Origin of the sequence: Paraburkholderia fungorum, assembly GCF_900099835.1 — a bacterium.
GTDB classification, from domain to species: Bacteria; Pseudomonadota; Gammaproteobacteria; order Burkholderiales; family Burkholderiaceae; genus Paraburkholderia; species Paraburkholderia fungorum_A.
The window spans coordinates 744,359-756,245 of sequence record NZ_FNKP01000003.1 but is presented as its reverse complement, the minus strand read 5'-3'; the positions used below and the strand labels follow the sequence as shown (position 1 = coordinate 756,245).

Below are 11,887 nucleotides of genomic sequence, written 5' to 3'. Positions count from 1 at the left end.
GCGATGCGTGATTAAAAAGGAAAGGCCATGGCCAGCCACTCCTGCGCCCCGTATCGCGGATACGGAATCGAGGTCCACGTGAGCCCTGATGAATCGGGGACGCTGGGCGCCAACCTAGCCGGTTACGCGCTTCGCTGGAGGGTGTCGCCGCCGGGTGCTCCGAACGATGACGTGGTGAGCTTCGCGGAGGAGCCCATCTTCATTTCCGAATTCGACGCGATCGCCTATGGTGAGGGCCGCGCTCACGCGTTTATCGATCAGCTGCTGTCCCTGCAAGGCCCGAAAAATGACGCAGCGGATACGCAGGGCAACACCGAGCAAACGTTCAAGGCCTGATCGGCATCGCGCAATGCTGTGCCGCAGAGCCCGCACTATCTATTCCCGGCTGACCGCAGCCGGTGATCCGGCCGTCCTTAAGGTTGCCTTAAGCAGCCTCCCTACATAGTTCGGCAAATTGCAATTCGCCCGACTGACGCAGGACGTCGGCTTTCTGACGCTCCCTCCACCAAGTTCATGAACATTCACCGAACCCTTAAGCGCGCCGGTTTGCGCTCCACGCGCGCGCGCGTGCTGGTGCTGGAATTCTTTCAACAGCATGCTCATGACCACCTTAGCGCCGATCGGGTTTACAGCCTTCTGAACGAAGAAATCCGTAATGTGAGTTTGTCTACCGTCTACCGTGTGCTCAATGAACTCACGGATGCGAAGCTGCTGTCCGGCCTCGTGTTCGGAGGCGGCCACATGGCTTATGAGTTGAATGACGGTGCCCGGCACGACCATATCGTGTGCACGGTGTGCGGCAGCATCCGCGAATTTTTCGATCCCGAGATCGAGGCGCGACAGCAAGCGGTGGCGGAAGACCTCGACTTCTCCGTGTCGGGACGACAACTCGTCGTGTTCGGTCTGTGCGCGGAATGCCGGGATCGCGGCGCGCACGTGAAGCGGGCGATTCCGAGCAGCATCGCGCGTTAGAGTGCTTTGGATCGATGAGTCCGCCGAAGGCTACGCGGACTCACCCCCTCTGCTGTTATCGCGCTTGCACTTTCGATCCACCTGCCGTTGCCGAGTAACCGTCGTTCAACGTCTGCAGGAACGCGATCACGTCGCGAATCTCCGTCTCGTTCAACGCGGGTTTGCCGCCGAGTTTGCGATCCATTGGTGCGTCTGCAAAGTCGACGTTGTCGCGATCGCGCGGCGGAAGATCGTCGAACTTGTCGACCTTGCCGTTGGCGCGCTTCGGATACCACTTGCCCGGATTCGTATCCCGTTCGACGTAAAAGTGCATCACGTCCTCGAGATTATGAAAGCGGCCATTGTGGAAGAACACCGAACGCGTCGCGCTATTGCGTAGCGTCGGCGACTTGAACATGCCGCAAAAATCCGTTTCCTTCGCCAGATCGCGGCGATAAGGACCGCACAAACCGAGGTCGAAATACTTCGGGTCGCGATTGACCGGAATCTCAGGATTACGCGGTACACCAAGCGCAATAAACGAAAAATCCGCGAATTGCGCAGGACGTCCGCCCGGTCCCGGCGTATCGAGATGGCACTTCGCGCAGTTGCCCTTGTCGGGATTGTTGAACAGCGCATAGCCGCGCAATTCCGCCGCGGTGAAATCCGCGTGACCGGACATCGCCGCGTCGAACTTGCTGGTGTACGGATGAAAGCTCGCGTCCTCGGTCTGGAACGCTTCGAGCGCTTCGCCGAGGCGCACGAATGCCTGGTCTGTCTGCGAAAAAATCTGCGCGCCGAACACCTTCCTGAAGTTCTCCGCCGATGCGCCGTGCTGAAGTTTTGCCACGACATCGGCAGCATTGAGGTTGGCCATCTCGTTCGGATTGAGCAGCGGCATCGACGCCTGCTCATGCAGCGAAGCAGCGGAGCCGTCGCGCATGAAACCACCGGTTGGGCCTTCGTCCTCGGTGTCTTCGGAGGCTGGCGTGTAGAAGTGCCGGCTGAATAGCGGCGTGAAGTTCAGGTAGCGCAGCGACGGCACCGAGCGCGTGCCGGGCCGGCGCATGTCTGGTCCGCCGAATTGGACGGCGAGACCGTTCGGCGGCCCGTAGGCATGCTCGGGACTATGGCAGCTTGCGCACGACATTTTTCCCGACGCCGACAGCGACGCATCGAAGAAGAGCTGCTTGCCGAGCTGCGCTTGCGGGCTCAACGTGGCGGGGCTCGCCGGATAACGCACCCATCGTTGCACCGACACTTTATTGCCGCTGGCCGGCGCGGCTTTCGCGGCAGCAGGTGCATTCTTCGCAGCCGCAGCAGCACCCGTACCCGCCGACTGCGCCGCCGCCAGCCCGACGCCCGCACCCGCGATCAATATGACAGCGGCGATTACCGCGACGCTCAAGCGAGTCGCCGGTTTGAAGCCAATTCGAATCATCTGCATGCCTGCATCTTTTCAACGGAAAACGGTGGGGCTACGCGCTCCACCGTTGCATTCATCTACGGCCCGACATCGCCCGATCAGAAGTTGAACATCGACATCAGATCGCCAATCGACGTCGTATTGACCGGCAAATACGGGCTCTGCGTCGACGTCACCGGATTCGGCAAGCGGTCGCGGCTACGCGTCGACAGAGGCTGCATGCGCCAGTTGCGCTCGATGAATTTGAGCACCGATGCGTGGTCGTAATACGTGTGATCGACCATGCCCGTGCGAGCATACGGCGACACCACCAGCATCGGAATCCGCGGACCATCGCCGAAGAAATCGAGGTTCTGGATCGCGCCGGTGTCGAAGTGACCGCCGCCTTCGTCGGTCGTGATCAGGATCGCCGTGTGCGCCCACAGCGTCGGATTGGCCTGCACGTTCGCCACTACGGTCTTCAGGAACGCCTCGTAAGTGGCCGGTGCCGAGTAGCCCGGGTGACCGCTGTCCAGGTTCTTCGGAACCACGAACGATACCGACGGCAGCGTGCCGTTCTTGATGTCGTTGGTGAAGGTCGTGAGATCGGTCAGGCCAGCTTTGAGCGCAGGCGTGCCCATCACGTTGCTCGACGCCACCAGCGGATCGCCGATGTTGTTGTACTGCGCCGACTGCGCGAGTGCTGCCGCCTGCACAGCGGGCAGGCTGTCCGCGAGTTCCAGAAGCTGGGTCTCGGCGGTGAGGTCGGCGGTGGTGCGTCCGCCCGTATACCACTTCCACGACACGCCCTTGGCCGCCAGCGCTTCCGCGATAGTCGGCACCGTCTGCGGCGGATAGTTGTAATTGTTCGCGCCGATCGGCTGCACGTTGCCGTTCAGGTCATAGCCGGGGTTGTAGTTGTTGACGAGGTAGTACTTGCCCGCATCGCAATTGCTCGCGACTTTCTTCGTCGCGAGGAAGTTGAGAATCGCGCTGACACCCGGCTGGCTCGTGTCCGAACAGTTCACGTACGAACCGCCTTCATAGCCGTCCTGCGTGTAGAAGTTCGGCGTACCCGTCATCGGATTCGGGTTCTCGATCTGGTTGGCCGGCGGCGTGGCGACTGCGCCCGCCGTGTTGAAGTACGGCGAGTCGGCGGTGGCGATCGAGAAGAAGTTCGCGCCCGTGCCGCCCATGACCGACTGGTGGTAGTTGTCGCTCACCGCGTAGGTTTGCGCGAGCGACTGGAAGTACGGCGCGTCACCCGTGGACATGTTCATGAAGCCCATCAACTCGCCGCCCTGCGACGGATTCGCCGGCGTGATGCCGGTCGTGTCGCCGCCCTGGCCGACCGTGGTGGCGACCCACGTGAACATGTCGTGCTTGCTGTTGTCGCCGCCGGTTTGCTGCCACATCTGGAAGAAGCGGTGAACCGGGTCCCCGGTCATCGCGTACAGCGTCAGCAACGGCGCGACGGCGGTGACCTGCTGCGCGTACGGCACGTACTTGGTGATCTGGAACGGGCCGTTCGGCAACGTGGCCGGGAAGCGCGTGTCGGGCGTGCCGCCGCCGGTCGTGAACGTCTGCAGGTTCTCGATGCCGATCTGTTCCGGTTGCGGCAGCGTCGCAAATGCGGACGAGCGCGCCGGGTCGATCGTATAGGCCGTCTGCGTCGCGCCCTGGTTCTGCGCGGCTTGCGAGAAGTTCGGACCGGGCGTGCCGTCCGCATTGATGATTCCTTCGGAGAGCAGGTTCTTCACCGTCTGACCAGTCGGCGCAACGTAGCCGCCGAACAGTCCGTCGAACGTCTGGTTCTCGCCGACGATCACGATCACGTGCTGGATCGGCGTCGTGGTCGGGCCGTTGCTCAGTGCCAGCGCGGAGGTCGCGGCGGTGGCCGGCATTACGCCGGAAACCGCGCCGGCCGCCGGAATCGAAACCTGCGCGCGGCTCGTGTCGGTACCGGCGGCAACCGTGCCGGCATGCACGTTGAAGTGCGCGATGTCGAACAGGTTATCGAGCGCGTTGGCCGAATTCGCCTGATACGTCGAGCCGATCGGATCGGCAACCGTGGCGGCCGGCACGTTGAACGCGGAGAACAACGGCTGCAATGCAGCGGCGACGTCCGCGTCCGCTTGCGCGATGGTCTTCGTCGAAATTTTCGCCGACGTGATTTGCGCGCTGGTCGGTGCGCCGCCCGGCACGATGCCGAGTACGCGTTGCGTGATCAGCGACGTGAACGGATTCAGATTGGCTGTCACAGCCGCGGGATTGTTCGTCGATGTGGGCGCGGGATCGATCACGGCCGAGAGCGTGGCGGGCGTGCCGTCGATATCGTTGAACGGCGCGGTGAGGATGAATGGCGGCTGGCCGGTCATCGACACGGTGAATTTGCCGGTCGAATCGGTGACGCCCGATTGCGTGCTCTTGCCGTTGCTGTCGGTCACTGTGATGCTCACGCCGACAATCGGCGCGCCTGCCGCCACAACCCCGGTTGCGTCGATGCTGGCGTTCGGCGAGGTGATGTCGTCGTGGCCGCAGGCGGCGAGCGAAAGTATGGCGCCCAGGCAGGCGAGTCTCGATGCACGTATTCTCATGTTTGTGGTGGCTCAGTCGTGTGGGTGATCTTGCTGATGTCGTATTTTTTCTACCCTGAGAGGCCGCATGACGCTGTGGGCCCGTTGGTGCCGCGATCATCCCAATGTCATATGACACGGTCGTGATGAGGCTGCATGGGGGCGCTGAGGCTTCTCTCTAACTGAACGTGATGGATCGCAATGCGGCGATTCGCATCTGTAGACGGCGCGCAAATGAAACGGCCGCACTCTCACGAAGAAGAGTGCGGCCGCAGTTTGAACTTGGATGATGGCGCGAGAACCCGTACCGCGCTTTATGTCATTTCTCTGCGAAATATTTCGCCGAACACATCGACGCTGTCAGCGCCAGTTGCGTCGGGTCGGGCGTTCTGCCTGTAATTCTGTTGTACCACTCTCCGGCTTTATCCGATGCGAGCCTGACCGGCTTTGCAATCCGTTGCAACATGGCCGTGGTCGGCGACACGATGCTGACGTTCTCCATCATGCCGCGATCTTCGTGATCGAGAATATGGCAGTGCATGACGAATTCGCCGGTGAAGTCTTCATACTTGGTGCGCATGACAAGCGTATAACCCGCCTTGATGAACAACGTATCGCGCACTACGCCACGCAGATTGCAATACTCCTGATCGCCCGTCGCGATTTCCGCTGCGGTGCATCCACCATTGACGGGATCGAATATCGATACATTCGCCGCGTTCTTGATGTCCATGATCTTGAACTTGTTGGTGTGAATGTGAAAGACGTGCGTGGCTAGCGGAGTGGCCTGCACATCCCACTCGTCGATGTGGCCCAGCGTACCTGTATAGGCGATTACGCCCGGATCGTATGGCAATCCATTAATCAGGAACTTCGCCGGATTGACGAATACATTGATATCGAAGATAGCCGGTACGACCTTGTCGATCTGACCATCCACCGGCGCGACGGGCGCGAACGCGGTGAGAGTCAGCGAAGCAAGATCGTTCTTTGCAGGCGTCGCGAGTGAAGGATTGGCGGCTACCAGTTGATCGCGAATGTACTGCCAGTACTTCGAATGCGAGCCGACGGTGGTATTGGGAATGTTCACGCCAGGACCGACGCGTGCAAGCGAGAGCAACCGACGGTCTTTGACCTTCTCGGCGTTGGGCCGGAAATTGATCGTCGCGGAACTGTCGGCGGCTTCGTCGAGAATGCAATAAAGACCCGGTGATGGAAATGCAACCAGCACGTCGCTGCGATAACCGGGGTTCATCGAATTGACGGTTTTCTCGACCATCGCGGGCATCGTAATGCCGTCTTCGGCGAACTCCAGTTGATTGACGGTTTCGCCGCTGCACAGCGCATCGAGTGTGGTCGCTTGTGTTGCTTTCGAGGTCGCGTTAGCCAGTTTCGTTGCCGCTGTGGTTGTCGCCGTACTGACCTGCGCGGCGCTTAGCGATTGCGAATCCGCGAGACCCAGCGCCGACAGATTCGCACGCACGATCTTCACGTTGATCGTGTCGCGATTGCCGCCGTGAACCATGCGCAGGCGGCGGATATCGCCGGCAGGAACGAGCGAAAGTGCGTTTGGAAATACGGGTTGCACGACGCCGTTGATCTGCGTATAGCGGCCCGAGATTTCCCATGTCGAATTCAATTGACCGGCATGACCCGGGCGCGGATCGGTCACAAACGAGAGCTGATTCGTGTAGCCGCGTATTGCTCCAGCACTGCTGCCCTTTGGACAGATCCATTCGAACGTGGTGGGGTCGGCGAGCGGTACGTCGGATGTGTCGCTACTGAAGCAGCCGTATTCGATCTGCTGGAACAGCATCACGTGTTCGCGCAGCGGCAGGTTGAACAATTTGTAATGCAGGATCGTGTCGATATCGGCGGTGCCGTCCGAGACACCCGCGCGAGCCGCGCGCGAACCCCGCACGATCAGTACGCCTGCCATTCCGCTCGCCACGTCGATAGCGGTCGATCCATGTAGATGCGCGTGATACCAGAATGTGCCGGAAGGGTGATTGGCCGGAATGTTGTACGTGTAGCGTTGTGACTTGGTCGGCAATACTGACAGCAGCACGTTGTCAGATGTGCCTGACGGCGACACATGCAGCCCGTGCGTGTGAATATTGGTGTAGTTGAAACAGTGCGGCGTCGTATGGTCGTTCGGAGCGCCCGGACACACGTCCAGCGGATCAGTGGTCGGCAGATTGTTATTTAAAGTCAGATTGAGCGTCGCACCCGGTTTGATCGTGATGGTCGGTCCTGTCGGGCAGCCGTTATACGAGCGCATCAGCACGTTATCAAACGAATTCGTGTCGGGGTTGTAGATGCTGTACTGACCCATCTTCGCCGTCAATGTCACCGATGCTGAATTGCCCAGTGGATTGAGTCCGGCAAGACATTGCAGACGCGCAAGAATCGATGCGAGTCCACTAGTCGTAGCGGTCGATGAGTTGTCGGAAACCGCAGCGGCTGTATCGCTCAAATCGGAGAAGGATCGCAACGTGGTCGTACTTTGTGCATGAGCCGGTGCAATGGACACAGCAACAAAAGCCGCTGCGACGAGAGTGATGAGATGGAATCGCATCGGAGGCTCCTCGACAATCAATCGGTTTGACGTTGATCTTCCTAGACGACAATAGGCTGTCGGGAAGATGTAAAAAGCCTTAACCGGAAGGCATGTGTGCGATAGCACACATAAGCGAGTCGAGCGCTGAATGTGATGAGACGCAGTAGCGTTCAAAGGGGAAAACAGCTGTTAATTCGTATTGAACGTTAATGAACGTTGTTGCTCGGCGTGAGTCAATGAACTCGAATGAGGAAAGACCAGGCAACGCGAATTGCAGTGCACGGCGTAGGGATAAGGCACCTATCAGGTGCAATAAATCGTGCACATGAACAGGGCGGCGCAAACAAAATAAGCCTTTATTAAAGCCACTTTATCGATGTCGATCCGTCAAGGCAGCGGTGCGTTACCTCTGCCATGCTTCCTGTCCGAATCAGCTTCACGTTCCGCTGCTTGCGCTGCTTCGGCCTTCACCTGTTCCTGCGCGTGAAGCAGCGAAGATGAAAAGAAACATCCCATAACCGCAGACAGAATAATAAAAATAGCCGCGGCATCGACCAGCAAACCGAATCGAATGAAGATGTAGTAGCAACAGAGAAGATTCGCAAAATGCAGCAGTAGGCCGACAAAAGCGGTTCCTTTCGGCACCGCCCTGATGAACGCAGCAAATCGTGAATCCTTGCGCGGCACGTACCAGACGATCAACAAGCCGAAGATCATGATAAATGCGCTTTCGGCCCACTTCAGCCATGTGGGGCGACGCAAAAAACGTCCCTCGAAAATCGTCTCGATGACCTGCGCCTGAATCTCGATGCCAGGCACCAGTTCTCCGAGCGGTGTAGTGCGCATGTCCGTCACACCGGCACCGGTGAGTCCGATCAGCACGAGCTTGTTGCGGATCCGCTCGGGATCGACCTTGCGCTGCAAAACGTCGCGCGCGGAGATGTAGCGGCTCAGCGTCGAGCGAATCGATGCGAAGTGCAGCCAGATGTCGCCGCCGGGTTGCGTGGGCACCAGCACATCCGCGACGCCCATTGCCTGCACGCCCGATGAGTTTGCAAACACTTCTACTGCTGGCGAGTCAGTGGCAAGGCGGAGCATTTCCATCGGCAGACTGGGGACCAACTTTTCGCCGAGGCCCATGACGAGCGGAATATGACGGACCACGCCTTGTTCGAGCGCGACGCTCAACATGGCCTGGCCGTGAGCGGCAGCCTGCAGCTCCGGCAAACTGGCGAGCACGAATTCATAGCGCGGCACGCTGTTCAGCGGGTCGGTGCCGTGCACGAGAATCGGCGCGCTGCGTAAATCGGTGCGTGTCGTGAAGGCGGCGTGATCGAGCGCGGCGGCACCGAGAATGGTTGGCGCGGCCCGCAGCGATCGCGCGAGGATCGCGTCGTGGCTCGGAAGCGTGCGCAATTCGGCAGCGAGCGACGCCGCCGATTTAGGCAAGTTGTCGGCCACCTTGTCGGGCGAGGTCTGGTCCGGCTCCGGCATGTAAATATCGAGTCCGATAGCCAGCGGTTTTTGTGCCGCAATCGCGTCGATCAGCCCGGCGAGCCGGTTGCGCGGCCACGGCCACTGGCCGACGCTCGCGAGTGTCTCTTCATCGATCTCGACGATGGTGACCGGCTGAGTCGTCGGAATTCGCGGATAGTGACGTTGAAACTGGTCGAATAGCAATTGCCGCGCGGTTTTGAACGAGTCCGGCAAAGTTTCGTCGAGCGTGTTCACAAAAGCGGGACGCGGAAGGTTGCTCGGCCATTCGCTCGACAGGTTGAGCAGGCTCAGCGCGAGCAGCATGATGAGCGCGACGGGACGCCCCTGGATCATCTTCAGCCAACGCCTGATCCGCGGAAACCATGGGTCGTAGACGCGTTTCATCAACGGGAGATTTTGTCGGCGCGGATCATTGAATCGTGATGACAACCCGGCGATTCATCTTGTTCGGAACGCCGTCCGCCGTTGGAACCAGCGGCTCACGCTTGCCTCGTCCCGCAGTCTCGATCTGCTGAACAGGAATGCCTTCCTTCACCAGAAACGATGCAGCGCTCTGGGCTCGCCGCATCGACAGCCTGTCGTTGAATTCCTGCGAGCCGGCCAGATCGGTGTGGCCGATCACGACAACCTGAGGCGCGGGCCAGTGCGCCAGAACCGCCTTCATTTTTTCGACCGTGGCAGGCGACTCGGGCGCGAGTTCCGTCGCGGAGTCGAACAGGAAAAATAACGTGAAGGTCATCGGGCGAGGCGGGCGTGCGGCAAGTAGCGCGCTGTATCGCGTCTGCACGTTCGACGAGCTATCCATGGTCTTTTCCATCGAGCCGTTGCTGGCGACATCGACGCCCGCGTACGCCTTGTCGATTGTTTGCTCGCCGTTGGCGCTGTGCACAACGACGGCGCCGACCTTGCCTTCCGGGTCGGGCAGCAGGATGATTCTGTCCGGCGGCGTGCTGCATCCACCCAGTAACGCGAGCGCGGCGAATGCCGCAGCGGTGATCGGCGGGACACGTCGAAGCTTGCCTCTCATCGCGCGCTCTCCTTGCTATCGCCGACTTCGATAATGAACTCGGTGCCACGTACGCCGAGCGTGGTGGTCGGCGTACTGAAACGAACGGCGTCGGGTCTCGCCTTGGCCAGTTTTCCGGAAATCACCGCTAGCGAGCCATGTTTGACGGTGGCGTCGAGCACGCCGTCGTGAGTCGTGGCATCGAACGCGAACTTGTTGAGTTCGAGAATCGTATTGGCACCAGCAGACAGTTGGGTCGTATCGCGCAACGTGATGCCGACCGACGACTCGGGGCCGGTCACGACGCGATCGCTGCTATAAACATCGCTGCCGATGGCGGCGCCCAGGCTCGCTCCGGCGTGCTCGATCTGCACGTTGCCCTTGACGGTTTTAACGACGCCGGCCGCGTCGTCGGCGACGGCATTGACGCTGGCCACGCATCCGCAGATCAGGATCAGTACGCATTCGAAGGGCGGGAGACGCATCGCTGGCACCTGATGGTGTAAACGCTACGCTTTGCGGTAGCGGGACATCCCCGAGGTCGGCGTCGTGTTGTAATTGAAGTTCGTGAGGCTGCTCGCGAAGCGGAGCAAATGAAGGATATGCAGAATTGCCGCCTCTGGACATCGGACCAGGATGTCATTGCGCCGTCCAGCAGAGTATGGCCCCAACCGGAACGGCTCTGTGCGCTTGCGCGCATACCGCGAAAGGAAGAACTTGCGGTAGACGATATTTCGTTTTTGGAGCGGTCGCCGTTCGAGCGGGATGCTTTTCGGCGCTTTTTTTAAAGGTACTTTGTAAGGAGCCAAATTGTGTTGATCTTCCGGCAACTCTTCGATCAGCAATCGTCGACCTACACGTATCTGCTTGCCGATAGCTCGACGGCAGAAGCTGTGTTGATCGATCCGGTATTCGAGCAGGCACGCCGCGATGCGGCATTGATCGAAGAACTTGGCTTGCGTCTTCTTTATACGATCGACACGCACGTCCATGCCGATCACGTCACCGGTGCGTGGTTGCTAAAACGCGGTACAGGTAGCCAGATTGCGATCTCCGCCGCGAGCGGGGCCGAAGGCGGCGACCGCTATCTGAGTGAGAGCGAGCGGGTCGAATTCGGTTCACGGCATCTGCTGGTTCGCGCTACGCCGGGTCATACGAGCGGCTGCATCAGCCTGGTACTCGACGACCGGAGCATGGCTTTTACCGGCGACTGTCTGCTGATCCGGGGTACAGGTCGCACGGATTTCCAGAATGGCGACGCGCGTGCGATGTTCGAGGCAATCCACGGCAAGATCTTTTCTCTGCCCGCCGAGTGCCTGCTGTATCCCGCTCACGATTACCGTGGATTGACGGTGACGAGCGTCGGCGAGGAGCGGCGATTCAATCCACGGCTCGGCGGAGAGTTGTGCGCAGACGATTTCGCGGGGTATATGTCGAATCTGCGCTTGCCGCATCCCAAACAGATCGACGTGGCCGTGCCCGCGAATCTGAAATGCGGCGTCGCGGCAAACGACCCGACGCAACTGGGTCAACCTGTTTGGGCGCCATTGACCTACACGTTTGCGGGCATCTGGGAAATCAATCCTGAATGGCTGGAGGAAAATCTGCATTCGGTGCAGATCGTCGACGTGCGCGAACCCGACGAATTCGACGGACCGCTCGGGCGTATCCCCAATGCGCAACTGGTTTCGCTCGGCGATCTTGCGAACCGCACCGGCGAGCTTGAGAAAGCGCAGCCAATCGTGACAGTTTGCCGCGCGGGAGGACGTTCGGCGCACGCCACGGTCATACTCCGGCAGGCTGGATTTGACGCGGTGGCGAATCTCGCGGGCGGCATGCTGCGTTGGCGAGCCGAAGGGCGGGTGGTTGAAAACGGCAGCGTGTAGTCAGGT

The 11,887-nt window shown here is 60.0% G+C and carries 9 protein-coding genes; 3 read left to right on the top strand and 6 right to left on the bottom strand.

The genetic code is table 11. From position 1 onward, the window contains the following. Nucleotides 1-27 precede the first annotated feature (27 nt). Both BLS41_RS32645 and BLS41_RS32640 read left to right on the top strand, forming a co-directional pair. A complete protein-coding gene (locus BLS41_RS32645) occupies nucleotides 28-336 on the top strand; it encodes a hypothetical protein (protein ID WP_074771857.1) in 309 nt (102 codons plus the stop codon). A gap of 177 nt (nucleotides 337-513) precedes the next feature. Continuing rightward, nucleotides 514-972, top strand: coding sequence for a Fur family transcriptional regulator (locus tag BLS41_RS32640; RefSeq protein ID WP_074771855.1), 459 nt, complete (start codon nucleotides 514-516; stop codon nucleotides 970-972). 55 nt (nucleotides 973-1,027) lie between these two features. Here BLS41_RS32640 and BLS41_RS32635 read toward each other — a convergent pair whose 3' ends face one another. The 6 genes from BLS41_RS32635 to BLS41_RS32610 form a co-directional block, all read right to left on the bottom strand. Continuing rightward, a complete protein-coding gene (locus BLS41_RS32635) occupies nucleotides 1,028-2,392 on the bottom strand; it encodes a cytochrome-c peroxidase (protein WP_074773303.1) in 1,365 nt (454 codons plus the stop codon). 83 nt (nucleotides 2,393-2,475) lie between these two features. Beyond that, nucleotides 2,476-4,953: an alkaline phosphatase family protein gene (locus tag BLS41_RS32630; RefSeq protein ID WP_074771853.1), complete on the bottom strand. Its 2,478-nt coding sequence runs from the start codon at nucleotides 4,951-4,953 to the stop codon at nucleotides 2,476-2,478. Nucleotides 4,954-5,251: 298 nt separating this feature from the next. After that, nucleotides 5,252-7,510 (bottom strand): multicopper oxidase family protein, encoded by a 2,259-nt coding sequence (locus BLS41_RS32625; RefSeq protein WP_074771851.1) that lies wholly within the window; start codon nucleotides 7,508-7,510, stop codon nucleotides 5,252-5,254. Between the two features lie 369 nt (nucleotides 7,511-7,879). Continuing rightward, entirely contained in the window at nucleotides 7,880-9,322 is a 1,443-nt protein-coding gene (locus BLS41_RS32620) for a CHASE2 domain-containing protein (protein WP_253189860.1), read from the bottom strand. 76 nt (nucleotides 9,323-9,398) lie between these two features. Continuing rightward, nucleotides 9,399-10,016 (bottom strand): OmpA family protein, encoded by a 618-nt coding sequence (locus BLS41_RS32615; protein WP_074771846.1) that lies wholly within the window; start codon nucleotides 10,014-10,016, stop codon nucleotides 9,399-9,401. Continuing rightward, nucleotides 10,013-10,480 carry a FecR family protein gene (locus tag BLS41_RS32610; RefSeq protein ID WP_074771844.1) on the bottom strand — a complete coding sequence of 156 codons (468 nt, stop codon included), beginning with the start codon at nucleotides 10,478-10,480 and terminating at the stop codon, nucleotides 10,013-10,015. The genes BLS41_RS32615 and BLS41_RS32610 overlap by 4 nt, the downstream gene beginning before the upstream one ends. 330 nt (nucleotides 10,481-10,810) lie before the next feature. On the opposite strand from BLS41_RS32610, the gene BLS41_RS32605 reads away from it, so the two are divergent. Continuing rightward, a complete protein-coding gene (locus BLS41_RS32605) occupies nucleotides 10,811-11,881 on the top strand; it encodes an MBL fold metallo-hydrolase (RefSeq protein ID WP_074773300.1) in 1,071 nt (356 codons plus the stop codon). Nucleotides 11,882-11,887 lie beyond the last annotated feature (6 nt).